This window comes from Halomonas sp. KM007 (genome assembly GCF_050709225.1).
Taxonomy (GTDB): domain Bacteria; phylum Pseudomonadota; class Gammaproteobacteria; order Pseudomonadales; family Halomonadaceae; genus Vreelandella; species Vreelandella hamiltonii.
This window is the reverse complement of record NZ_CP136131.1, coordinates 1,611,135-1,631,600: the sequence shown is the minus strand read 5'-3', so window position 1 is coordinate 1,631,600 and position 20,466 is coordinate 1,611,135. Positions and strand designations below refer to the sequence as shown.

Annotated in this window: 34 protein-coding genes and 1 riboswitch; of the genes, 29 read left to right on the top strand and 5 right to left on the bottom strand. The window is 58.9% G+C overall.

Going from position 1 to position 20,466, the window contains the following annotated elements:
* Nucleotides 1-4 precede the first annotated feature (4 nt).
* The 29 genes from rplD to trhP all read left to right on the top strand — a co-directional run bounded on the left by rplD (nt 5) and on the right by trhP (nt 16,713).
* Nucleotides 5-610 carry a 50S ribosomal protein L4 gene (rplD, locus tag RVM27_RS07625; protein ID WP_096921646.1) on the top strand — a complete coding sequence of 202 codons (606 nt, stop codon included), beginning with the start codon at nt 5-7 and terminating at the stop codon, nt 608-610.
* Entirely contained in the window at nt 607-903 is a 297-nt protein-coding gene (gene rplW, locus RVM27_RS07620; protein ID WP_016915776.1) for a 50S ribosomal protein L23, read from the top strand. The genes rplD and rplW overlap by 4 nt, the downstream gene beginning before the upstream one ends.
* Nucleotides 904-920: 17 nt before the next feature.
* Nucleotides 921-1,751 (top strand): 50S ribosomal protein L2, encoded by an 831-nt coding sequence (gene rplB, locus RVM27_RS07615; RefSeq protein ID WP_016915777.1) that lies wholly within the window; start codon nt 921-923, stop codon nt 1,749-1,751.
* Between the two features lie 33 nt (nt 1,752-1,784).
* On the top strand, nt 1,785-2,060 hold the full coding sequence (gene rpsS, locus RVM27_RS07610; RefSeq protein ID WP_009098993.1) for a 30S ribosomal protein S19: 276 nt from the start codon (nt 1,785-1,787) through the stop codon (nt 2,058-2,060).
* Nucleotides 2,061-2,078: 18 nt separating this feature from the next.
* Nucleotides 2,079-2,411, top strand: coding sequence for a 50S ribosomal protein L22 (gene rplV, locus RVM27_RS07605; RefSeq protein WP_010626471.1), 333 nt, complete (start codon nt 2,079-2,081; stop codon nt 2,409-2,411).
* A gap of 11 nt (nt 2,412-2,422) precedes the next feature.
* Complete coding sequence (rpsC, locus tag RVM27_RS07600) at nt 2,423-3,130, top strand: 30S ribosomal protein S3 (protein WP_016915778.1); 708 nt, start codon at nt 2,423-2,425, stop codon at nt 3,128-3,130.
* 15 nt (nt 3,131-3,145) lie between these two features.
* Complete coding sequence (rplP, locus tag RVM27_RS07595) at nt 3,146-3,559, top strand: 50S ribosomal protein L16 (protein ID WP_007112000.1); 414 nt, start codon at nt 3,146-3,148, stop codon at nt 3,557-3,559.
* Complete coding sequence (rpmC, locus tag RVM27_RS07590) at nt 3,559-3,750, top strand: 50S ribosomal protein L29 (RefSeq protein WP_016915779.1); 192 nt, start codon at nt 3,559-3,561, stop codon at nt 3,748-3,750. The genes rplP and rpmC overlap by 1 nt, the downstream gene beginning before the upstream one ends.
* A 1-nt stretch (nt 3,751) precedes the next feature.
* The gene (gene rpsQ, locus RVM27_RS07585) at nt 3,752-4,012 is read left to right on the top strand and encodes a 30S ribosomal protein S17 (RefSeq protein ID WP_009723897.1); all 261 of its coding nucleotides are present in this window, start codon (nt 3,752-3,754) and stop codon (nt 4,010-4,012) included.
* A 51-nt stretch (nt 4,013-4,063) separates the two neighbouring features.
* Nucleotides 4,064-4,435: a 50S ribosomal protein L14 gene (rplN, locus tag RVM27_RS07580; RefSeq protein ID WP_009723896.1), complete on the top strand. Its 372-nt coding sequence runs from the start codon at nt 4,064-4,066 to the stop codon at nt 4,433-4,435.
* Between the two features lie 14 nt (nt 4,436-4,449).
* On the top strand, nt 4,450-4,764 hold the full coding sequence (gene rplX / locus RVM27_RS07575; RefSeq protein ID WP_009723895.1) for a 50S ribosomal protein L24: 315 nt from the start codon (nt 4,450-4,452) through the stop codon (nt 4,762-4,764).
* An 18-nt stretch (nt 4,765-4,782) separates the two neighbouring features.
* Entirely contained in the window at nt 4,783-5,322 is a 540-nt protein-coding gene (gene rplE, locus RVM27_RS07570; RefSeq protein WP_016915781.1) for a 50S ribosomal protein L5, read from the top strand.
* A 10-nt stretch (nt 5,323-5,332) separates the two neighbouring features.
* Nucleotides 5,333-5,638: a 30S ribosomal protein S14 gene (gene rpsN / locus RVM27_RS07565; RefSeq protein WP_026001935.1), complete on the top strand. Its 306-nt coding sequence runs from the start codon at nt 5,333-5,335 to the stop codon at nt 5,636-5,638.
* A 32-nt stretch (nt 5,639-5,670) separates the two neighbouring features.
* Nucleotides 5,671-6,063 (top strand): 30S ribosomal protein S8, encoded by a 393-nt coding sequence (rpsH, locus tag RVM27_RS07560; RefSeq protein ID WP_009723892.1) that lies wholly within the window; start codon nt 5,671-5,673, stop codon nt 6,061-6,063.
* Between the two features lie 9 nt (nt 6,064-6,072).
* The gene (rplF, locus tag RVM27_RS07555; protein ID WP_016915784.1) at nt 6,073-6,603 is read left to right on the top strand and encodes a 50S ribosomal protein L6; all 531 of its coding nucleotides are present in this window, start codon (nt 6,073-6,075) and stop codon (nt 6,601-6,603) included.
* Nucleotides 6,604-6,612: 9 nt separating this feature from the next.
* A complete protein-coding gene (gene rplR, locus RVM27_RS07550) occupies nt 6,613-6,963 on the top strand; it encodes a 50S ribosomal protein L18 (RefSeq protein ID WP_008959159.1) in 351 nt (116 codons plus the stop codon).
* Between the two features lie 11 nt (nt 6,964-6,974).
* Complete coding sequence (gene rpsE, locus RVM27_RS07545; RefSeq protein ID WP_016915785.1) at nt 6,975-7,475, top strand: 30S ribosomal protein S5; 501 nt, start codon at nt 6,975-6,977, stop codon at nt 7,473-7,475.
* A gap of 6 nt (nt 7,476-7,481) precedes the next feature.
* Nucleotides 7,482-7,664: a 50S ribosomal protein L30 gene (rpmD, locus tag RVM27_RS07540; protein WP_009723888.1), complete on the top strand. Its 183-nt coding sequence runs from the start codon at nt 7,482-7,484 to the stop codon at nt 7,662-7,664.
* Between the two features lie 3 nt (nt 7,665-7,667).
* Nucleotides 7,668-8,102, top strand: a complete 435-nt coding sequence (gene rplO, locus RVM27_RS07535; protein WP_016915786.1) for a 50S ribosomal protein L15 — start codon at nt 7,668-7,670, stop codon at nt 8,100-8,102.
* A complete protein-coding gene (gene secY / locus RVM27_RS07530; RefSeq protein ID WP_016915787.1) occupies nt 8,103-9,434 on the top strand; it encodes a preprotein translocase subunit SecY in 1,332 nt (443 codons plus the stop codon).
* A gap of 50 nt (nt 9,435-9,484) precedes the next feature.
* Nucleotides 9,485-9,598 (top strand): 50S ribosomal protein L36, encoded by a 114-nt coding sequence (gene rpmJ, locus RVM27_RS07525; RefSeq protein WP_081139244.1) that lies wholly within the window; start codon nt 9,485-9,487, stop codon nt 9,596-9,598.
* A 121-nt stretch (nt 9,599-9,719) separates the two neighbouring features.
* Entirely contained in the window at nt 9,720-10,076 is a 357-nt protein-coding gene (gene rpsM, locus RVM27_RS07520; RefSeq protein ID WP_039180640.1) for a 30S ribosomal protein S13, read from the top strand.
* A 52-nt stretch (nt 10,077-10,128) separates the two neighbouring features.
* Nucleotides 10,129-10,515 (top strand): 30S ribosomal protein S11, encoded by a 387-nt coding sequence (gene rpsK, locus RVM27_RS07515; RefSeq protein WP_009099028.1) that lies wholly within the window; start codon nt 10,129-10,131, stop codon nt 10,513-10,515.
* A 12-nt stretch (nt 10,516-10,527) separates the two neighbouring features.
* Nucleotides 10,528-11,148 carry a 30S ribosomal protein S4 gene (gene rpsD, locus RVM27_RS07510; RefSeq protein WP_016915789.1) on the top strand — a complete coding sequence of 207 codons (621 nt, stop codon included), beginning with the start codon at nt 10,528-10,530 and terminating at the stop codon, nt 11,146-11,148.
* Nucleotides 11,149-11,273: 125 nt separating this feature from the next.
* Entirely contained in the window at nt 11,274-12,269 is a 996-nt protein-coding gene (locus RVM27_RS07505; protein WP_016915790.1) for a DNA-directed RNA polymerase subunit alpha, read from the top strand.
* A 39-nt stretch (nt 12,270-12,308) separates the two neighbouring features.
* Nucleotides 12,309-12,695 carry a 50S ribosomal protein L17 gene (gene rplQ, locus RVM27_RS07500; RefSeq protein ID WP_044628819.1) on the top strand — a complete coding sequence of 129 codons (387 nt, stop codon included), beginning with the start codon at nt 12,309-12,311 and terminating at the stop codon, nt 12,693-12,695.
* A 197-nt stretch (nt 12,696-12,892) separates the two neighbouring features.
* A complete protein-coding gene (locus tag RVM27_RS07495) occupies nt 12,893-14,272 on the top strand; it encodes a serine hydrolase (protein WP_498939796.1) in 1,380 nt (459 codons plus the stop codon).
* 108 nt (nt 14,273-14,380) lie between these two features.
* Nucleotides 14,381-15,256, top strand: a complete 876-nt coding sequence (locus tag RVM27_RS07490; RefSeq protein WP_498939798.1) for a DMT family transporter — start codon at nt 14,381-14,383, stop codon at nt 15,254-15,256.
* Nucleotides 15,257-15,357: 101 nt separating this feature from the next.
* Nucleotides 15,358-16,713 (top strand): peptidase U32 family protein, encoded by a 1,356-nt coding sequence (gene trhP, locus RVM27_RS07485; protein ID WP_498939800.1) that lies wholly within the window; start codon nt 15,358-15,360, stop codon nt 16,711-16,713.
* Here the strand turns inward: trhP and RVM27_RS07480 are convergent.
* From RVM27_RS07480 to thiM, 5 genes are all read right to left on the bottom strand, one after another.
* On the bottom strand, nt 16,706-17,443 hold the full coding sequence (locus RVM27_RS07480) for a DODA-type extradiol aromatic ring-opening family dioxygenase (RefSeq protein ID WP_144984202.1): 738 nt from the start codon (nt 17,441-17,443) through the stop codon (nt 16,706-16,708). The two genes, trhP and RVM27_RS07480, sit on opposite strands and share 8 nt — an antisense overlap.
* A 53-nt stretch (nt 17,444-17,496) precedes the next feature.
* Nucleotides 17,497-17,907 carry a DoxX family protein gene (locus tag RVM27_RS07475; protein ID WP_016915796.1) on the bottom strand — a complete coding sequence of 137 codons (411 nt, stop codon included), beginning with the start codon at nt 17,905-17,907 and terminating at the stop codon, nt 17,497-17,499.
* A 92-nt stretch (nt 17,908-17,999) separates the two neighbouring features.
* Entirely contained in the window at nt 18,000-18,920 is a 921-nt protein-coding gene (locus RVM27_RS07470) for a LysR family transcriptional regulator (RefSeq protein WP_016915797.1), read from the bottom strand.
* The gene (gene thiE, locus RVM27_RS07465) at nt 18,917-19,531 is read right to left on the bottom strand and encodes a thiamine phosphate synthase (RefSeq protein WP_039180618.1); all 615 of its coding nucleotides are present in this window, start codon (nt 19,529-19,531) and stop codon (nt 18,917-18,919) included. Before thiE ends, RVM27_RS07470 begins: the two co-directional genes overlap by 4 nt.
* Nucleotides 19,521-20,330 carry a hydroxyethylthiazole kinase gene (gene thiM / locus RVM27_RS07460; RefSeq protein ID WP_193461404.1) on the bottom strand — a complete coding sequence of 270 codons (810 nt, stop codon included), beginning with the start codon at nt 20,328-20,330 and terminating at the stop codon, nt 19,521-19,523. Before thiM ends, thiE begins: the two co-directional genes overlap by 11 nt.
* A gap of 26 nt (nt 20,331-20,356) precedes the next feature.
* Nucleotides 20,357-20,448: riboswitch (TPP riboswitch) on the bottom strand.
* Nucleotides 20,449-20,466 lie beyond the last annotated feature (18 nt).

Genomic DNA, 20,466 nt, shown 5'->3' with positions numbered 1-20,466 from the left:
ACCAATGAATCTGAATCTTGCTGCAGGCACGGGTACCGTTGAAGTAGCCGACGCCACTTTTGGCAAAGAATTCAACGAAGCGCTGGTGCATCAGGTCGTCACTGCCTATCTGGCAGCTGGTCGTCAGGGTACACGCGCTCAAAAGAGCCGTTCCGACGTGCGTGGCGGTGGTAAGAAGCCGTGGCGTCAGAAGGGTACCGGTCGTGCGCGCGCTGGTACTATCCGCTCTCCGCTGTGGCGCAGTGGTGGTGTTACTTTCGCGGCGCGTCCTCAGGACTACACCCAGAAAGTAAACCGCAAGATGTACCGTGCGGCGATGCGCTCCATCCTGTCTGAGCTGGTACGTCAAGAGCGTTTAGTCGCTATTGAAGAGTTCAGCGTAGAAGCGCCGAAGACCAAGCAGGTAGCTGCCAAGCTGAAAGAGCTCAACCTTGAGAAAGTGTTGATCGTCACTGAAGAAGTCGACGAAACGCTCTATCTGGCCGCACGCAACCTTCCCCACGTTGACGTGGTGGATGTCGCTGCAGCTGATCCGGTGAGCCTGGTTGCCTTTGACAAGGTCCTGGTCACCGTCTCCGCCCTGCGTAAATTCGAGGAGAAGCTGGCATGAACCAGGAACGCGTATTCAAGGTTCTGCTTGGACCGCACGTGACCGAAAAGGCCGCGATGGCAGCCGAGCGCAACCAGTACGTTTTCAAGGTGGCACCCGATGCTACCAAGCCCGAGATCAAGAAAGCCGTTGAAGCACTGTTCGGCAAGAAGGTCGGTGGCGTTCAAGTACTGAACGTCAAGGGTAAAACCAAGCGTACTGCTCACGGCGTTGGCCTGCGTAAGGGTTACCGCAAGGCGTATGTGACCCTGGCTGCGGGTGAAACGCTCGAAGACTTCTCTGGCGCCGAATAAGGGCAGGAGTACGGATAATGGCAATCGTCAAGACCAAACCCACATCCGCCGGTCGTCGCCACGTCGTCAAGATCGTTGGTGAGGAACTGTACAAGGGCCGTGCTTATGCACCGCTTTTGGAAAAACAGTCCAAGTCCGGTGGCCGTAACAACTACGGTCGCATCACCACCCGCCACGTGGGCGGTGGTCACCGTCATCACTATCGGTTGATCGACTTCAAGCGCACCAAGGATGGCATTCCGGCCACCGTTGAGCGTCTGGAACACGACCCGAACCGCAGTGCGCACATTGCACTGCTGAAATATGCCGATGGCGAGCGTCGTTACATCATTGCACCGAAAGGCGTCAGCGCCGGTGACGTGCTGGAATCTGGTGTCAACGCGCCCATCAAGAAAGGCAATGCCTTGCCGCTGCGTAACATCCCGCTCGGTTCTACCGTTCACGGTATCGAACTGAAGCCGGGTAAAGGCGCGCAGATTGCTCGCAGTGCCGGTACTAGCGCTCAGCTGGTTGCTCGTGAAGGTAACTACGCCACCCTGCGTCTTCGCTCTGGCGAAATGCGCAAGGTCCTGGCCGAGTGCCGCGCGACCCTGGGCGAAGTGAGCAACTCCGAGCACAGCCTGCGTCAACTTGGCAAGGCCGGTGCGAAGCGCTGGAGAGGCGTGCGTCCGACAGTTCGCGGCGTCGCGATGAACCCTGTGGATCACCCGCACGGTGGTGGCGAAGGCCGCACCAGCGGTGGCCGTCACCCCGTTACTCCGTGGGGCGTGCCGACCAAGGGTCACAAGACGCGTAAGAACAAGCGCACCGACAAGCTGATCGTACGTCGTCGTAACAAGACGCGTTGATCTAAATTGCCAAGACATTAAGAGGTAACGGCTGTGCCACGTTCACTAAAGAAAGGTCCCTTCATTGACCTTCATCTTTTGAAGAAGGTAGAGGCTGCAGTGGAGAAGAACGACCGTAAACCGATCAAGACCTGGTCGCGTCGTTCGATGATCCTGCCAAACATGGTAGGCCTCACAATCGCTGTCCATAACGGTCGCCAACACGTCCCGGTGCACGTCTCCGAGGAAATGGTTGGTCACAAGCTGGGCGAATTCGCTGCCACTCGCACTTATCGCGGGCATGCGGCGGACAAGAAAGCCAAACGGTAAGCCAGAGAGGATTGAGAGATGGAAGTCACAGCTAAGCTGCGTGGCGCTCGTTTATCCGCCCAGAAGGCCCGTTTGGTGGCTGACCAGGTGCGCGGTAAACCGGTCGCCGAAGCACTCGACCTGCTGACCTTCTCACCGAAGAAGGCTGCCAAGCTAGTCAAGAAAGTGCTGCAGTCCGCCATTGCAAACGCGGAAGAAAATAACGGCATGGATATCGACGAGCTGCGTGTCTCGACCATCTGCGTCGATGAGGGCATGACGCTCAAGCGTATCAAGCCGCGTGCCAAAGGCCGCGCGGATCGTATCTTGAAGCGCACCTGCCACATCACCGTCAAGGTAGCCGAGAAGTAGGAGTCGACCAGATGGGTCAGAAAGTCAATCCAACAGGCATTCGACTGGGCATCGTCAAAGACCATGCTTCTGTCTGGTATGCCGAGCGCGGCGCTTATGCCGATAAGCTCAACAACGATCTCGAAGTGCGCAGCTTCCTGGACGAGCGTCTGAAAAGCGCCTCCGTAAGCCGCATTCACATCGAGCGTCCGGCGAACAATGCCCGCATCACCATTCACACTGCCCGTCCGGGTATCGTGATTGGCAAGAAAGGTGAAGATGTCGACCGTCTGCGTCGTGATCTGACCGAGATGATGGGCGTTCCGGTGCATGTGAACATCGAAGAAGTTCGCAAGCCCGAGCTGGATGCCAAGCTGGTTGCTGCCAACGTGGCAGGTCAGCTTGAGCGTCGCGTCATGTTCCGTCGTGCCATGAAGCGCGCGGTACAGAACGCAATGCGTCTTGGCGCTGGCGGCATCAAGATTCAGCTGTCAGGTCGTCTGGGTGGCGCCGAAATCGCACGTACCGAATGGTACCGCGAAGGTCGCGTTCCGCTGCACACTCTGCGTGCGGACATCGACTACGCCACTTACGAAGCTCACACCACCTACGGCGTCATCGGCGTCAAAGTGTGGATCTTCAAGGGTGAAATCCTCGGCGGTATCGAGGAAGTACGTGCCAAGGCCAAGCAACAGCAACAGCCTGCCGGCAACGCGCCCAAGAAGAAAGGTTCCAGGTAAGGGGAGAGCGAGTCGATGTTACAGCCCAAGCGTATGAAATTCCGCAAGATGATGAAAGGCCGCAACCGTGGCCTGGCGCATCGCGGAAGCAAGATCAGCTTCGGGGAGTACGGCCTCAAGGCAACCGGTCGTGGCCGCATCACTGCGCGTCAGATCGAAGCTGGCCGTCGTGCGATCACACGTCACGTCAAGCGTGGCGGTAAGATCTGGATCCGCGTTTTCCCTGACAAGCCGATTTCCAAGAAGCCGCTCGAAGTTCGTATGGGTAAGGGTAAAGGTTCCGTTGAGTACTGGGTAGCCCAGATCCAGCCGGGTCGGGTCCTGTATGAAATTGAAGGTGTATCCGAAGAGCTGGCCCGTGAAGCATTTGAACTGGCCGCCCAGAAGATGCCCCTGTCCACCACCTTTGCGAAACGGACGGTGATGTGATGAAAGCCCAGGAAATTCGTGAAAAGTCCGTAGGAGAGCTCCAAGAGCAGCTCCTCGAGCTCCTCCGCGAGCAGTTTAACCTGCGCATGCAGAAGGCCACTGGCCAACTGAGCCAGACTCATCTGCTCAAGCAGGTCCGTCGGGATATCGCCCGCGTTAAGACTGTGCTCAACGAGAAGGCAGGTGATTGAGATGGCCGAAGAGAAAAAAACACGTACGCTGACCGGCAAGGTGGTCAGCGACAAGATGGACAAGTCCATCGTCGTCATGATCGAGCGTCGTGAGCGTCACCCGATCTACGGAAAATACGTCAAGCGCTCCACCAAGCTGCACGCCCATGATGAGGCGAACCAGGCAAAGGCAGGCGATACGGTTTCCATTCAGGAGTGCCGTCCGCTTTCCAAGAAGAAAGCCTGGACGCTGGTCGAGGTGGTCGAGCAGGCCAAGGGTTAATCCCTTGCGTCTGTTCAACCAGTGCAGTCAGATTAGGTTTGGAGAAAACCGATGATTCAGACTCAGACAATGCTGGATGTCGCCGACAACAGCGGAGCGCGCCGGGTGCAATGCATCAAGGTGCTGGGCGGTTCACACCGTCGCTACGCCCGCGTTGGTGACGTCATTAAAGTAACGGTCAAAGAAGCTATTCCTCGTGGCAAGGTCAAAAAAGGCCAGGTTCTCAAGGCAGTAGTCGTTCGTACCCGTAGTGGCGTCCGTCGTAGTGACGGTTCGCTGATCCGTTTCGATGGAAATGCGGCGGTTTTGTTGAATAACACCAACGAACAGCCGATCGGCACGCGTATCTTCGGGCCGGTAACTCGTGAACTTCGTAATGAGAAGTTCATGAAGATCATTTCCCTAGCGCCTGAAGTGCTGTAAGGAGCGAGGCGGATATGCAAAAGATCAAACGTGACGATGAAGTCATCGTCATCGCCGGGAAGGATAAGGGCAAGCGTGGCACTGTGAAGCGGGTACTTGAAAACCGTTTCGTGGTGTCCGGTGTGAATATGATCAAGCGTCACACCAAGCCTAATCCCATGGCGGGAAATCAGGGCGGTATCGTCGAGCGTGAGGCTCCGATTCACGCGTCCAACGTAGCCATCTTCAATTCGGAGACCGGTAAGGCGGATCGCGTCGGCTTCCAGGTGAAGGAAGACGGTACCAAGGTACGTATCTACAAGTCGACGCAGACGCAGATCGACGCCTAACGCGAGTCGGGTAGCATAATGGCGAACTTGAAAGAACGTTATCAAAACGAGGTGGTAGCTCAACTCAAAGAGCAGTTCAGCTACGCCAACGTAATGCAGGTACCCCGGATCACGAAAGTGACTCTGAACATGGGTATCGGCGAAGCGGTCAGCGACAAAAAGCTGATCGACAATGCCATCGGCGACCTGGAGAAGCTTTCCGGTCAGAAGCCGCTGGTGACCAAGGCACGCAAGTCCATCGCGGGCTTCAAGGTGCGCGAAGGTTGGCCGATCGGTATCAAAGTGACACTGCGCTCCGAGCGTATGTGGGACTTCCTGGACCGTCTGGTGAACATTGCCATCCCACGCGTGCGTGACTTCCGTGGTCTCAACCCGAAGTCCTTCGACGGTCGCGGCAACTACTCCATGGGTGTGCGTGAGCAGATCATCTTCCCGGAGATCGAATATGATAAAGTCGATCGTGTACGGGGACTGGACGTCACTATCACTACTACCGCCAACACCGACGAGGAAGGTCGTGCGCTGCTTGCAGCACTGAACTTCCCGTTCAAGAAATAAGGGTTGGATCATGGCTAAGAAAAGTATGATAGAGCGTGAGCTCAAGCGTACTCAGCTAGTCGAGAAGTTTGCGGCTAAGCGCGCAGAGCTCAAGAAAATCATCTCGGACGTGAACGCTTCTGAAGAAGATCGTTTCGAGGCGACGCTGAAGCTGCAGCAACTGCCGCGCGACTCCAGCCCGGTGCGTCAGCGTAACCGCTGCCGCGTGACTGGCCGTCCGCACGGCTTTTACAACAAGTTCGGCCTCGGCCGTAACAAGCTGCGTGAAGCCGCCATGCGTGGCGACGTCCCTGGCCTCAAAAAGTCCAGCTGGTAACGCCACGTAGAATCATCAGGAGCGCACATTAAATGAGCATGCAAGACACTCTGGCGGATATGTTTACCCGTATCCGCAATGCGCAGATGGCCACCAAGGAGACGGCTACCATGCCGTCCTCCAAACTGAAAGTCGAAGTGGCCCGAGTGCTAAAGGAAGAAGGCTACATTACCGACTTTACGGTGGCTGAAGGCGTCAAACCCGAGCTGACCGTTACTCTCAAGTACTTTGAGGGTAAGCCGGTTATCGAGCACATTCAGCGGGTTTCCAAGCCGTCTCTGCGTCAGTACAAGGGCAAGGACAACCTGCCCAAGGTAGCCGATGGCCTGGGTATCGCGATTGTCACCACCTCTAATGGTGTCATGACCGATCGTGCCGCGCGCCAGGCTGGCGTCGGTGGCGAAGTCATCTGCACCGTATTCTAGGAGGCTGGAATGTCCCGCATAGCGAAATATCCGGTTAAAGTGCCTGCTGGCGTTGATGTCAAAATCGATGCTGGCCAGCTGACCGCCAAAGGCGGCCAGGGCACGCTGTCTATGCCCATTCACCAGGACGTGGTGATTGGTCAAGAAGACGGCCAGCTGACCTTCGCCCCGAGTGAGTCTGCCAAGAGCTGGGCAATGGCCGGTACTACCCGCGCCTTGGTTCAGAACCTGGTTACGGGCGTATCCGAGGGTTTCACAAAAACTCTCGAAATTGTTGGCGTCGGTTATCGTGCCCAAGCTAAGGGCCAGACGCTCAATCTTTCACTGGGCTTCTCGCACCCGGTCGACTACGAACTGCCTAAAGGTGTTACAGCGGAAACGCCGAAGAACACCGTGATCGTGCTGAAAAGCGCGGACAAGCAGATGCTCGGTCAGTGCGCCGCGGAAATCCGCGCCTTCCGTCCGCCTGAGCCGTACAAAGGCAAGGGTGTACGTTACGCCGACGAGCAGGTGCGTCGCAAAGAAGCCAAGAAGAAGTAAGGCAGGGTTATGAACGCGAAGAAAGAATCTCGTCTCCGTCGTGCCCGCCGCGCTCGCGCCAAGATCCGCGAGCTGGGCGTGTATCGCCTGTGCGTCAACCGTACCCCGCGTCACATCTATGCGCAGATTATCTCGCCGGATGGTGGCAAGGTGCTGGCCAGCGCTTCTACGCTGGACAAAGCACTGCGCGAGGGTGCGACCGGTAACTCAGACGCGGCCTCCAAGGTTGGCGCTCTGATTGCCGAACGCGCTAAAGAAGCAGGCATCACCCAGGTGGCCTTCGACCGTGCTGGCTTTAAGTATCACGGTCGCGTCAAGGCTCTGGCCGACGCCGCACGTGAAGGCGGCCTGGAATTCTAAAGGGTTTTACGATGGCGAAGAACGAACAGCAAAACGGTGATCTGCAGGAGAAGTTAGTGCAGGTCAACCGCGTCGCCAAGGTGGTCAAGGGTGGTCGTATTTTCGGCTTCACCGCACTGACCGTCGTAGGTGATGGTAAAGGTCGTGTCGGTTTCGGTCGTGGCAAGGCGCGTGAAGTGCCGGTCGCAATCCAGAAAGCGATGGACCAGGCTCGTCGCAACATGGTCAAGGTCAACCTTGCAGGTCACACACTGCAGTACCCGGTAAAAGCCCGTCACGGTGCTTCCAAGGTGTACATGCAGCCGGCCTCCGAAGGTACTGGTATCATCGCTGGTGGCGCCATGCGTTCCGTACTGGAACTGGCAGGCGTTCACGATGTACTGGCCAAGTGCTACGGTTCCACCAACCCGGTTAACGTGGTGCGGGCGACTGTCAAAGGTCTCTCTGCCATGCAAGCACCGGAAGACATTGCCGCCAAGCGCGGTCTGTCTGTCGAAGCGATCACGGGGTAAGGCACCATGGCAGCAACGATCAAGGTTACCCAGATCCGCAGCACCATCGGCGTTTTGCCCAAGCACAAGGCTACTATGAAAGGCCTGGGCCTGCGTCGCATCGGTCATACGGTTGAGCTGGAAGACACCCCTGCCGTACGCGGCATGATCCACAAGGTTAACTACCTTGTGCGCGTTGAGGGAGAGTAATCCATGAAACTCAATACCCTGAGCCCGGCACCGGGCTCCAAACACGCTGAAAAGCGCGTTGGTCGTGGTATCGGTTCCGGTCTGGGCAAGACCGGTGGCCGTGGCCACAAAGGTCAGAAATCACGCAGTGGCGGTAGCGTCAAGCCTGGTTTCGAAGGCGGTCAGATGCCGCTGCAGCGTCGTTTGCCGAAGTTTGGCTTCACGTCTGCCAAGTCGCTGGTATCTGAAGAAGTACGCCTGGCGGAACTTGCCAAGGTTGCCGGTGACGAAGTCACCATGGAAACCCTGAAGCAAGCCAACGTGCTGAAGGATGCGACGCTGCATGCGAAGATCATCCTTTCTGGCGAACTGAACAAAGCGGTTACCGTTCGTGGAATCAAGGTCACCAAAGGTGCCCGTGAAGCGATCGTAGCCGCTGGCGGCAAGGTAGAGGACTAAATGGCCAAGTCAGGAAACATGCCGGCGATGGGCAGCGGTCTGAGTGAACTGTGGGCGCGTTTGCGCTTCGTGCTCCTCGCCATCGTGGTGTACCGTATCGGTGCCCACATTCCCGTTCCCGGTATCAATCCTGACCAGCTTGCTGCCTTGTTCAGGGAGCAACAGGGCACCATCCTGGGCATGTTCAACATGTTCTCGGGTGGCGCCCTGGAGCGCATGAGCGTCCTCGCCCTGGGCATCATGCCCTATATTTCGGCGTCGATTATCATGCAGCTGATGACTGCAGTCTCCCCTCATCTTGAACAGCTCAAGAAAGAGGGCGAGGCTGGCCGCCGCAAGATTAGCCAGTACACCCGCTACGGCACGGTGCTACTGGCTTTTGTCCAGGCTACCGGCATGTCCGTGGGTCTGGCTAGCCAAGGCATCGCTTACAGCGCTGACTTCAGCTTCTATTTCACCGCCATCATCACGTTTGTGTCGGGTGCGGTGTTTATGATGTGGCTAGGTGAGCAGATCACCGAGAAGGGCATCGGCAACGGTATTTCGCTGCTGATCTTCGCGGGGATCGTCGCTGGGCTGCCCAGTGCCGTGGGGCAAGCCTTCGAGCTTGCTCGTAACGAAGGGGCCTGGAATGTTCTTCCGCTGTTAGCGCTGTCCGTGCTAGGTATTGCCACCGTGGCATTCGTGGTGTTCATCGAGCGTGGCCAACGCCGCCTCAAGGTGAACTACCCACGTCGCCAAGTGGGCAACAAGATGTATGCAGGTCAAAGCAGCTACTTGCCGTTGAAGGTGAACATGGCGGGCGTCATTCCCGCGATCTTTGCCTCTAGTATCCTACTCTTCCCGGCCTCTATCGGTCAGTGGGTAGGCGCTGGCGAAGGCATGGAGTGGTTGCAGCGTGCCTCGCAGGCGTTAGGCCCTGGCCAACCGCTTTACATCTTGCTTTTCGCTGCGGCAGTGGTATTCTTCTGCTTCTTTTACACAGCGCTGGTCTTCAACCCCAAGGATGTGGCTGACAATCTCAAAAAGTCAGGCGCTTTCCTGCCGGGCATTCGCCCCGGCGAGCAGACCGCTCGCTATATCGACAAAGTGATGACTCGTCTCACTCTGTTCGGTGCCTTGTATATCACTGCGGTTTCCCTGATGCCCCAGTTCCTGATCGTAGCATGGAACGTTCCGTTCTTCTTTGGCGGTACGTCGCTGCTGATCGTGGTAGTGGTCATCATGGACTTCATGGCCCAGGTGCAGTCGCATCTCATGTCGCATCAATATGACTCAGTGATGAAGAAGTCCAACCTGAAAGGCTACGGTAGCGGCGGCATCATGCGCTGAGGCGCCCCTAACGAATTGGCGCGCCGCGAGCCGTTTTTGGAGAAAGAACGATGAAAGTTCGAGCTTCCGTAAAGAAGATGTGCCGTAACTGCAAGATCATTCGTCGCAATGGCGCTGTACGTGTCATCTGTGTCGAGCCGCGGCACAAACAGCGTCAGGGTTAAACCTGGGCTGTTTTAAGCGGGTGCAGGCATACCCCTTGCCTTCGGGCTCCTAAAGGGGTATGCTGTTGCGCCTTTTGTAGATGAATAAACGAGCAAGCCGCTCAAATTTCGGAGTAAGCTGATGGCCCGTATTGCAGGCGTCAATATCCCGGACAACAAGCATGCGGCGATCTCGCTGACCTATATCTTCGGGATTGGCCGTACTCGCGCTCAACACATCTGTGTTGCTGCCGGTATCGCGCCGACTACCAAGATCGTAGACCTGTCTGGCGACGAGCTGGACACCCTGCGTTCTGAAGTTGGTAAGTACACCGTAGAAGGCGACCTTCGTCGTGATGTCACGCTTAACATCAAGCGTCTCATGGACTTAGGCTGCTACCGTGGTCTGCGTCATCGTCGTAGTCTTCCGCTGCGTGGTCAGCGGACCAAGACTAACGCGCGTACCCGTAAGGGCCCGCGTAAGCCGATCCGCAAATAACACGCAAGCTCTTTAATCGAGAGCTGACGTTAAGACAGGAATAGACATCAACATGGCTAACCCGCGTAGTAACCGTAAAAAGGTTAAAAAGCAGGTAGTGGACGCCGTCGCGCACATCCATGCCTCTTTTAACAACACGATCGTGACGATCACAGACCGCCAGGGCAATGCTCTCTCTTGGGCAACAGCCGGTGGTTCGGGTTTTCGTGGTTCTCGCAAGAGCACCCCGTTCGCTGCGCAAGTTGCAAGCGAACGTGCAGCAACTGCTGCAGCCGAGTATGGTGTGAAAAACGTAGACGTGCTGGTCAAGGGCCCCGGTCCCGGCCGTGAATCCGCCGTGCGCGCACTGAACGCCGCCGGCTTCCGCGTGCAAAGCATCGTAGACGCGACGCCCATCCCCCACAATGGCTGCCGTCCGCCGAAGAAACGCCGCGTTTAAGGAGACAGATTCATGGCTCGTTATATTGGACCGAAGTGCAAACTGTCTCGTCGTGAGGGCACCGATCTCTTCCTGAAGAGTGGTGTGACTCCCTTCGAGAAAAAGTGTAAATCCGAGCAGATCCCGGGTGTACACGGCCAGCGTCGTCAGCGTCTTTCCGACTACGGCTTGCAGCTTCGCGAGAAGCAGAAAGTACGCCGTATGTATGGCGTACTCGAAAAGCAGTTCCGCAACTACTACAAAGAAGCCGCTCGCCTGAAAGGTGCGACCGGTGAAGTACTGTTGCAACTGCTTGAATCCCGACTGGATAACGTCGTCTACCGCATGGGCTTCGGCTCGACTCGCTCTGAAGCGCGTCAGCTGGTCAGCCACAAGGCGATTTCCGTCAACGGCCGCACCGTTAACGTTGCTTCCTACCAAGTGAAGCCGGGTGACGTGGTAGCTGTTCGTGAAAAGGCGAAGAACCAGGCTCGTATCCAAAGCGCGTTGAGCATTGCTGCCAACCGTGGCGATATCACCTGGATCGAAATCGACGCCAAGAAGATGGAAGGCACTTTCAAGGCTCTGCCTGAACGCGGTGACCTGACTGCCGACATCAACGAAAACCTGATCGTCGAGCTGTACTCCAAGTAAGCAGTCTGTTTGTTGCTTCTGCTTCTTGAGGCCTGGGCGGGATAGCAAAGCTAACCGCCCAGATGCTCTTGAGTATTGTGCTTTAGAGTACTCAGTATCCGTTTGGCAGCCTGAAAGGTGTTCATATGCAGCGTTCAGTGACAGAGTTTCTTCGCCCCCGCGACATCAAGGTCGAAGAGATCAGCGCACATCATGCCAAAATCGTTCTCGAACCGTTCGAGCGCGGCTTTGGTCACACCCTGGGGAATGCACTTCGTCGCATTCTGCTTTCATCCATGCCCGGCGCTGCCGTGGTAGAGGCTGAAATCGCCGGTGTAGAGCACGAATACAGTGCGCTCGAAGGGGTGCAGGAAGATGTCATCGAAATCCTCCTGAACTTGAAAGATGTTGCGATCAAGATGCACAGCCGCGATGAGGCGGTGCTCTCGCTGAACAAGCAGGGCCCAGCCGTCGTCACCGCTGGCGACATTGCGCTTGATCATAGCGTCGAAATCGTCAACCCGGACCACGTCATTGCACACGTCAATGAAGGTGCCGAGCTGAAAATTCAGCTTAAGGTCGCGCTGGGTCGTGGTTACGAACCGGCTGACGCTCGTGGCTCTGATGAAGAGACCCGTGCGATTGGCCGCCTGCAGCTGGATGCCACCTTCAGCCCTGTTCGCCGTGTTTCCTACTCGGTCGAAGCCGCTCGTGTCGAGCAGCGTACCGACCTCGATAAGCTGATTATCGACTTGGAAACCGACGGCACCCTGGATCCGGAAGAGGCTATCCGTCGCAGTGCGACCATTCTGCAAGAGCAGCTGGCCGCCTTCGTCGACCTGGAAGCTGATAAAGAGCAGGAAGTCGAAGAGGAAGAGGATCACGTCGATCCGATCCTATTGCGCCCCGTAGACGATCTCGAGTTGACCGTACGCAGCGCTAACTGCCTCAAAGCCGAGAATATCTACTACATCGGTGATCTGATTCAGCGCACGGAAGTGGAGCTGCTGAAGACCCCGAACCTCGGTAAGAAGTCCTTGAATGAAATCAAGGATGTATTGGCAGCGCGCGGCTTGTCCCTCGGCATGCGGCTGGAAAATTGGCCACCCGCTAGCCTGAAGGACGACAAGGCCTCCGCGTAAGCGTCGACTTGAGTCCCAGTTTGGTAAGGAATCACAACCATGCGTCATCGTAAGAGTGGTCGTCATCTGAATCGTACCAGCTCGCACCGTCAGGCCATGTTCAAGAACATGTCTGTCTCGCTGGTCGAACATGAAGTCATCAAGACAACCCTGCCCAAGGCCAAGGAACTGCGTCGCGTTATCGAGCCGCTGATCACCCTGGCTAAGCAGGATAGCGTTGCAAACCGCCGTTTGGCCTTTGCTCGTACGCGCTCCAAAGAAGCCGTCGGCAAACTGTTCAACGAGCTGGGTCCGCGCTACGCTGAGCGTCCGGGTGGTTACATCCGTATTCTCAAGTGCGGTTACCGCACCGGCGACAACGCGCCCATGGCGTACGTTGAGCTCGTAGACCGCCCGGTGGCTGAAGAAGAAGCCGTCGCTGAATAAGCGCTGCTCCTTCTGGTAGGCACAATGAAAACCGACCCTTTGGGGTCGGTTTTTTTATATCTGCGCTTTTTCCGCTGCTTTATCGAGATGAATGCTCTATGGGAAGATCTATTTAACGATAAGGCATGCTAGGCTAATGCAGCAGCCGTATGAATGGCCAAGTGTCGGGCAGTGTGATCAATCAGTAAGAGGTCGGTATGGCAACAATACGGGGAGTGAGCACAGGGGTTTGGGCGGCGCACTGGCTACTGGTCATGCTGATGATGACGCTGATGGGTAGCGCCAACGCCCAGGCGAATCCTCGTTATGCAGGCATCGTTGTGGATCTCGAAAACGGCGAAGTGCTATACGCTGAAAATGCTGACGAGCCACGCTATCCTGCGTCGCTCACGAAAATGATGACGCTCTACCTAACATTCGAAGCGCTGGAGGAGGGAAGGCTAAGCCTCGATCAGCCGTTGCCCGTTTCTGCTCAGGCGGCTGCCATGCCGGCGACCAAACTATGGCTGTCGGCCGGTAGCTCCATTCCTGTGGATACGGCGATTCGTGCGCTAGCCGTGCGTTCTGCCAACGATGTGGCGGTCGTGGTGGCAGAGGCACTAGGAGGCAGCGAGCAACGCTTTGCGAACCTGATGACGGCGAAGGCGCGTGAGTTGGGCATGAATGCCACTACCTTCCGCAACGCTTCGGGCTTACCGGATGATCTGCAAATCACCACCGCGCGAGATATGTTGACGCTCTCGGTGCGGGTGATGCAGGACTTTCCCCAGTATTACCACTATTTCGGTTTGCAGGAGTTCACCTACCGCGGTACTCGCCATACCAGCCACAACCGATTGGTGCGTGACTACCCAGGGGCCGATGGCTTAAAAACTGGTTTCATTCGCGCCTCAGGCTTTAACGTGGCCACCACTGCTGTCCATGATGGCCGCCGTATGGTAGCCGTAGTGATGGGTGGATTCAGTTCCTCTTCCCGTGATACCCATATGGCAGATCTGCTAGACCGCAGCTTTATGCGTGCGTCGCTAAGAGATCAACGCTCATGGCTTGCTGATACCAGTTTCTCAAGTGAGTTTATGGGGTTTGCGGGACCAGCCCAACCGCTTACTCAGCCTCGCTCACAACCGATGATGGCTAATATCTCCGCCACGTCGCTATCACCCACACGGCCCATGTCTAACAGTACGCCGGCACAAACCGTTGAGGCCCAGCTTCTCCAAGCGGAGGCCGCACGTGAGGAGGCACCAGAAGCTGCCTCGCAAGATCCACTGCAAGCCTTTATTGAGCGGGAGCGCGTGCTGGCGACGGCACCTCCCACTGCGCAAATGGCCTCTGCTGGCTGGGGCATTCAAGTAGGTGCCTTTAGCCAGGCGGCCCAAGCTGAGCAATTGGCTCGCCAAGCCGCGCAGCGGCTGCCAACGAGCGTGGGAGGCCGCGTTGCCATCGATCCGCTTCAGGGGCCCACGACAGTATTTCGCGCCCGTGTCGTCTCACTGAACGAATCCCAGGCGCGGCAAGCTTGCCAAACGCTTCAGGCGCAGGGCATGGATTGTATGGTGGTCAACGCAAGCCTTTAACCACCGCAGTGGTTCACCGCCCCGCTAATGTACGTTGGCGGGGCTTTTTATTGTATGTCGATGATATCCGAGTAGGACCATAACAATAGCAACACAAGGAGCATGTTTATGACGCCATCCTTAAAAGGCATACTTTGCATGTGCTTAGGCGTGCTGTTTTTAGCACTAGGGGACGCAGTATCAAAGTGGTTAGGGGCGGTGCACTCCCCGATACAAATTATTTTTTTCCGCACGCTAGTATCGTTACCGCTCATTGCTCTGTTGGCTTATTTTGGCGGCGGGCTACGCAAGCTGCGCACCAAGCGGCCAGGCGTTCACCTGCTGCGTGGGTTGATCTACACCGCCACCATGGTGTGCTTTGTGTGGGGGCTAACCCTGTTACCGCTGGCAGAAGCCACCGCCATTGCGTTTGTCGCACCGCTATTTGTCACGCTGCTATCCGTGCCGCTTTTAGGTGAGCGTATTGATCCGCCAGTGCTTGTAGCATCACTGGTAGGCTTTGTGGGCGTGCTGATTGTAGTTCGCCCGGGCGGAGGTGCGTTTCAACTAGGCGCCATGATTATGCTGGCCGCAGCGGTATTTTATGCCCTGATGATGGTCACGGCGCGGCGCTATGGCGCCAACGAGCACCTGTGGGCCATGGTGTTCTACATGACGGCCGTGCCGCTGGTACTGACGGGCCTCAGCCTGCCCTGGGTATGGCAAACGCCCCATCCCTGGCACTGGCTGGGCTTTGCCGCCTCCGGGGTGCTGGGGGTGGGGGCCACGGCGTTCATCACCCTGGCCTTTCGCCATGCGCCCGCCGCCATTGCGGCGCCCTTCGATTACACCGCCATGCTGTGGGCCGTGCTGCTGGGGTGGTGGTTCTGGGGAGAACTGCCGGACGTCTGGGTCTGGGTAGGCAGCGCGCTGATCATGTGCAGCGGTCTGGCCATTGCCTATCACGACCGTCGCACCACCCTGAAACGTCGCCCCACGGCCTGACATGCACCGGGAATTGACCCAGGTCAGCAAACCGGCCGACGGGCCGCAACCGGCGAGGTGCGCTGGCTATAATGCCGCCCGTTCAAACAACGGTGACGGTTATGCAAGCTCCCGAACTTCTCTCGCCTGCGGGCACGTTTCACAACATGCGTTACGCGTTTGCCTACGGGGCCGATGCGGTCTACGCCGGGCAGCCGCGCTACTCGCTACGGGTGCGCAATAACGACTTCAAGGTGGCGACGCTGCACCGGGGCATCGAGTATGCCCATGCCAGAGGCAAGCAGTTCTACGTGGCCTCCAACATCGCTGCGCACAACAGCAAGCTCACGACCTACCTGCGGGATATGGAGCCGGTGATCGAGGCTGGGCCGGACGCTCTGATCATGTCCGACCCCGGGCTGATCATGATGATCCGTGAGCGCTGGCCGCACCAAGTCATCCACCTGTCGGTGCAGGCCAATGTGGTGAACTGGGCCGCGGTCAAGTTCTGGCAGCGGCAGGGGATTCAGCGCATCATTCTTTCTCGGGAGCTATCGTTGGAAGAGGTGGCTGAGATCCGCACCGAATGCCCGGATATCGAGATCGAGACGTTCGTTCACGGTGCGCTGTGCATCGCATATTCAGGACGCTGCCTGCTCTCGGGGTACGTCAATCGCCGTGACCCGAACCAGGGCACCTGCACCAACGCCTGCCGCTGGCAATACAAGACGCTGGATGCCACTCAGGATGCCACCGGCGAGCTGATAACCGTGGCGGCAGACACCGAGCGGGCCGCGTTGATCGAAGATGTCTCCCGGCCGGGCAAGCGGATGCCCCTCTACGAAGATGAGCACGGCACTTACCTGTTCAACTCCAAGGACCTGCGCGCCGTGCAGCACGTGGCACGCTTGGCGCGCCTGGGTGTGGCGTCACTGAAGATCGAAGGACGTACCAAGTCCCACTACTACGTGGCGCGTACTGCGCAGGTGTATCGTCAGGCCATTGACGATGCCGTGGCAGGCCGCCCCTTCGACATGGGCTTGATGGATCAGTTGGAAAACCTGGCCAACCGAGGCTATACCGAGGGCTTTTACCGCCGCCATGTGCACGATGAGTTTCAGAACTACGAGCGCGGCCACTCCGTTGGCGTGCACCAGCAGTTCGTGGGCGACATCATCGGTGTCGATGCCACGGGCAGCCTGCTGGACGTCGAGGTCAAGAATCGCTTCGAAGTGGGCGATGCCATGGAGCTGATGCTGCCCGGCGGCAATCGTCGTTTCGTGCTGAAGCAGATGGAAAGCGGGCGCGGTGAGTATCAGACTGCCGCACCCGGCTCAGGGCATCGTGTCCGCATAGCGCTACCTGGCGCGCCCATCGCCCCGGAGCAGTGGGAGTTTGCCCTGCTGATGCGGGATCTTCCTACCGCTCCCTCCCACACCCCCGCCCAGGCCAGCCATCTGGGCGTGGCCGTCAGTTGAACGCGTAGACATCCATCGCCAGCACGCCGTGCTCGACGCTATGGTGCAGCCGCTGGCCCTGGCCCCCGGCTCCCATGGCGACCAGTAACGGTTGGAAGTGCTCCGGCGTGGGATGGTTGCGCTGGGCATGGGGAGCCGTTTGCCATGTCAGCAGCGCCTCCCGCGCGTCTTTTTCCAGTTGAGTGTGTGCCCAATCGGCAAAGGCATCCACCCAGCCTGGTGCCTGGCTGCCCTGGGGCAGTAGCGCATGCAGGTTATGGGTCAGGCTGCCGGAGCCCACGACCAGAATACCTTCGCTGCGCAGGTGGGCAAGCCGCTGGCCCAACTCCATCAGCGCCGCGTTGCTCCACCGGCTGGGAAGCGACAGCGACACGACCGGTAGCCTGGCCTCGGGGTACATCAGGGAAAGTGGCACCCAAGCGCCGTGGTCCATGCCGCGCTCCACGAGTCTGGCACCGAGCGTGTTGCCCAGCGTTGCGGCCAGGGCTGGGTCCCCCGGTGCCGGGTACTGCACGGCGAACAACGCCGCCGGAAAACCGCCAAAATCGTGGAGGGTCTCGGGGTGAGCGCTCTGACTGATGAGCAGCTCCGGCGTTTCCCAGTGGGCTGAGACCACGACGATGGCCTTGGGGCGAAGCGTCTGGCCCAGCTCACGCAGGAACTGGTGAGCGGGCGTGGGGGTCAGCGCCAGCATGGGCGAGCCGTGAGAGATAAACAGGCTAGGTAACATAAGGCACCTCGATGTGTGGCCTGCCAGCGTAGGGACGCCAGCAGGCCAGTGGCTCACGCGAAGCGGCGTGCAACGACCAGGCTGCCGCTGCCAAGGCCGGCTTGCACGACCAGTGCAATGGCCCAGAATACCGGGAATTCCCAGCCGCCGCCCGGGTTGGAAAAGAGCCAGCCGTTACCGATATGTACCCAGGCGGCTCCCAGCAAAACCGGTACCAGGGCCAGGCTGACCCAGCGCGTATAGATACCCAGCAGCAGGGCCAGGCCTCCGCCGACTTCCGCCGCAATGGTCAGGTAGGCCAGAAAGCCTGGCAGGCCCAGCGACTCAAAATAGCCGACCGTTCCAGGCAGGGTGAACACGAATACTTTCAACAGCCCGTGGGCCAGGGTCATGATACCCAGGCTGATGCGCAGCAGGGCAGTGGCATGCAGGTGTGATGCTTGAGTCGTCAGTGTCGTCGTCATGGTGTTCTCTCGTGGTCGTCGGCATCCCCTCTGGATGCGATGACGCCACTTTACGACGACTGCCTGTCTGGATAATCCCTGCTTTTGGCACTTCACTGTTGCGCTGGGCGCGACAATCCCAGCGCCTTCTCCCAGGCGGGTGGGTCGCCCCAGGCAACCGTCAACTGGTCGATCAGGCGTGCCACTTTGGCAGGCAAAAACTGCCGGGCAGGATAGAGCGCGTGGATGTCCAGGTACGTGGGAGGTATCTCCTGCAATAGCGGCACCAGGCGGCCCTGGGCGATGCTTTCGGTCACCAGGAAGCTGGGCTGATGGGCGATACCTAGCCCGGCTTCCGCGGCATGGGTCAGCATATCGCCGTTATTGCTCTCCAGCGGTCCGTCGACACTCAACCACTGCTGCCCCACGCGCCAGTCGCCGCTGTTCTGGCCGCTGCGATAGCGTAGGCAACGATGGTCGGCCAGCGCCTCCAGGCGGGTGGGAGTGCCGTGCTGTGCCAGGTAGTCAGGAGAGGCGCAGAACACCATCTGGCAGCGTGCCAGGCGCTTGGCCACCAGGCTGGAATCCGGCAGGCTGCCAATGCGAATGGCCAGGTCGTATCCCTCTTCGAGCAGGTCTACACGGCGGTCATTGAGGTCCAGGCGCACCTCCAGGTGGGGATGATCCCGCATGAAGCGAGCCACCTCGGGAGCCAGGTAGCGAGTGCCAAAGCTCATGGGCCCGTTGATGCGCAGTCGTCCGCTCACGCTTTGAAGGCCGCTACCCACTTCATTGGCAGCCTCCTCCAGAGCCAGCAGGATCGCCTGTGCGCGGGCCAGATAGCGCTCGCCTGCTTCCGTCAGGTGCAGCCGCCGGGTGGTGCGCTGTATCAGCCGCGCGCCCAGCGATTCCTCGAGCGCCATGACCCGGCGCGATAGCAAGGTGCGCGAGAGGTCCAGGGCCTCCGCCGCCCGCGTGTAACTGCCCAACTCGGCCACCTTGACGAAGGCTGTCAGCTGGTCGAACTGGGTCATGACCTGAAGAACGCCTGGGCCGCCTGACGTGGGTCAGGATGGCCGCAAATGGCCGAGATCACCGCGAGCCCGTGGGCACCGGCGGCTTTCACCTGGGCGGCGTGCTCGGCTTTCAAGCCACCGATGGCCACGCTGGGCAGCGGACAGGCACTGGCCAGTTGGGCCAGCCCGGTAAAACCGATGGGCTGCGCGTGGTCCTGCTTGCTCCCGGTGGCAAACACAGGCCCCAGCCCCACGTAATCCAGCAGCGCCACGGGGGCACGCTGCAACTGTTCCAGAGTATTGATGGAGAGCCCGATGATCGCCTGCTCGCCCAGTACCTGGCGGGCCTGCATCACGTCCGTATCGCTCTGGCCAACGTGCAAGCCGTCGGCACCGCTGGCGTGCGCCACGTTCAGCCGGTCATTGATGATCAGCGGCACTCCGCTACCTGCCAGCACTTCCTTGAGACGCTTGGCCTGGGCAATCATGGCCTCGTCGCTGGCCTGCTTGTCGCGTAGCTGGACCAGCGTGACGCCTCCTGCCACGGCGGCTTCCACGGTACGTTCCAGGCCCGTGGAGGCGCATAGCTGAGCATCCGTGACCAGGTAGAGCGTAAGATCAACCGACATGTAGGGTCTCCGAGTGAGGTAGTGCAGGCAGGTCATCTGCCGTGAGCGAGTACAGGGTATCCAGCAGCGCCACATAGAAACTGCCCGGCCCTTCGGCCTGCTGCCCGGCGTGGCTGCCTGCCAGATTAAAGTAGGTCAGGGCGCCGAGCGTGGCGGCCAGCGGGGCGTGACGGTTGGCCGCCACGAAACCGGCGACCAGCGCGCTGAGCCCGCAGCCCAGGGTGGTTACCCGTGGCATCAGCGGGTGGCCGCCGGTCAAACGATACAGCGACTGGCCATCGGTGACGATATCGGTGGCCCCGGTCATGGCGACGACACAGTGATACCGACGCGCCAGGGTGATGGCCGCTTGGGTGGCATCGTCGGTGCTGACCGTGGCATCCACGCCCCGGCCCTGGTGGGCAAGGCCGCTCAGCGCCATGATTTCCGAGGCATTGGCACGAATCACACTGGGCTGGTAAGCCAGCAGAGACAGGCAGGTTTGCTGGCGCAGCCGCGTAGCGCCCACGGCAACCGGGTCCAGCACCCAGGGCACCGCGTGGGCCTGGGCTGATTGGGCGGCCAGCTGCATGGCTTCGGCCCAAGGGGTAGAGAGCGTACCGATGTTGATCGAGAGCGCTCCCGCGATGGCGGTAAATTCCGCCACTTCTTCCTGGGCATGCAGCATGGCGGGGGAGGCCCCGGCGGCCAGCAGCAGGTTGGCGGTACTGTTCATGGCAACGTAGTTGGTGATGCAGTGAACCAGCGGGGTCTGGTCACGCAGCGCGAGCAGCGTCTCGCGTGGGCTGGGTAGGGTCATGACTTCCTCCCGGCAGGGAGGTGGTGAATGGAAGCACCACGACTCCCTACGCCGGTGCTATCCGGTTCAGGTTCAAAGGGTGCTTCTCAGCCGCGTCGCGGCGCCCCTGTCGTAGGCGTACTATCCTCGGCCAGGC